We start from the raw sequence: 1,865 nt of genomic DNA, 5'->3' as shown, positions 1-1,865 counted from the left end.
CTTGAGAGTCCTATCGTACTAAATAAAAGAAGTAAAGAAATAATAATAAAACCAGAATAAAAGACTGCTATTTTTTTTCTATTGCACTTATATAAATAGAGAAAAAGTGGGTTCATTGCTCAAACACCTCCCTAAACAACTCATGTACTGCTTTCCCGTGATGAAAACGAATTTCCTCTACGTTTTCATGTAATATAATAGTTCCGTCTTTTAAAAAGATTACTTCATCAAATATATTTTCGATTTCTTCTATTAAATGAGTTGAAATGAGAATGATACAATCTTCTCGGTAAAATTTAAGAATTAAATCTAGTACATGTTTTCTAGAAACAAGATCAATTCCACCCAATGGCTCATCTAATATATATAACTTTGCTTTCCTGGAGAAAGTTAAGATAAGTTGTAATTTTTCCACTCCACCTTTTGATAAAGCAACTATATGCTCTTCTAATGGCATTTTAAACTCAGCTATTAAGTCCATTGCCTGATGAAAATCAAAGTCACTATAAAAATCCCGATAGAAAACTACAGCATCTTTTATCGTCATCCACTCGTCAAAAACAGGACTATCAGGCATAAATGAAACAGTTTTCTTTGTTTCTATTCCTACCTTCTGACCTTCAATTGTGATAGTTCCTTTAGAAGGATAACGCAAACCAGCAATCATTTTTAATAATGTCGTTTTTCCGCTACCATTATCACCAACAAGACCAATAATTTTCCCTTCAGAAATTGTTGCACTTAAATCTTGAAGCACTGTTTTTAAGTTATATCTTTTCCACAGATTTTCAATTTTTAATAACTCTGTCATTCGTTTTCCTTCCTTTTCTTTTCTAATGAAGAATGGAGGATTGGAAGAATTTCTTCTTTCGTAAATCCTAAATTGTCTATTCCATTTATAAAATTATCAAGCAACTCTGTTGCCATTTCTTTGCGTAGTTCAGTAATCTTTTCTCCTTCACTCGTTACAAATCTCCCTGTTCCTCTTCGTGTCACAGCAATACCTTCTCGTTCTAGCTCTTGAAATGTGCGTTGAATCGTATTGGGATTCACTTGTAATTCACTGGCTAGTTCACGTACAGCTGGGATTTTATCACCCGGTGCTAAACGACCTGTTACAATTTCCTTTTTTATGTATTCCATTACCTGAATATAAATCGGGATATTAGGAGAAAAATCAATTCCCATTTATTCCCTCCTCAGTATTAGTGTACTAGATGAATAATACACTAATACTGATTGTGTGTAAATGGTAATTTTTCCAAACTATATATAATAAATAAAGGATGATATCTGAAAGAAATACGGCCAAAAACCAGTTCTTAAACTCATTACTAAAAACAAAATCCCATAACAAACATTAAATGTCGTTTATGGAAATTTGTTAATGTACGGTAAAACCCAGGTTTTTAACTTAGAAATTCCTTAGCATACGAAGTTCGCGTTTAGTTGGCGCGACCTCATTATTAACTCGTCTATTAATTTAAATGTAGCTCTGTTAATCTCGAAATACACTTTCAACTTACCAACTCTGAATTTTATTTTCATCTGCCTCACTCTCTTTTTTGATTTGATAAATCATTTTAGTTAATCGGACACGTAAATATAATTCTTAAGCTGTTCGACTGTTTTTTATGTAAAAGTAGCAATTGTTCATAACAACCAAAATAACAGTGTTTTGAATGTATCCTTTTTGGATATTTATTCGAAATATGAAGAAATGTTATAAACACAGTGATTGAAAGAAAGTAAACTTTTGGGTAAAAGTTTACTTTCTTTTTATTGTATTATTATTGGCTAAGTAGTTTAGAGTTTCTTGTCCTATGTTCAAAAAGTTTAGACTTTCATGTCCCGTTATTGAGACA

2 protein-coding genes and 1 pseudogene are annotated in these 1,865 nt (G+C 31.5%); all 3 read right to left on the bottom strand.

Annotated elements, in window-relative coordinates; all coding sequences use genetic code 11:
• A pseudogene (locus ABWK52_RS28455) lies at window positions 1-116 on the bottom strand (ABC transporter permease); the annotation flags it as partial.
• Window positions 113-811, bottom strand: a complete 699-nt coding sequence (locus ABWK52_RS28450; RefSeq protein WP_098541666.1) for an ABC transporter ATP-binding protein — start codon at window positions 809-811, stop codon at window positions 113-115. The gene ABWK52_RS28450 and the pseudogene ABWK52_RS28455, both read right to left, overlap by 4 nt.
• Window positions 808-1,188 (bottom strand): GntR family transcriptional regulator, encoded by a 381-nt coding sequence (locus tag ABWK52_RS28445; RefSeq protein WP_098541668.1) that lies wholly within the window; start codon window positions 1,186-1,188, stop codon window positions 808-810. Before ABWK52_RS28445 ends, ABWK52_RS28450 begins: the two co-directional genes overlap by 4 nt.
• Window positions 1,189-1,865: the final 677 nt, after the last annotated feature.

It is taken from the genome of Bacillus sp. AP50, from assembly GCF_040492675.1.
In the GTDB taxonomy this organism is placed as follows: domain Bacteria; phylum Bacillota; class Bacilli; order Bacillales; family Bacillaceae_G; genus Bacillus_A; species Bacillus_A cereus.
Note: the sequence above shows the minus strand (reverse complement) of the source record. Positions and strands in the feature narration are given on the sequence as shown.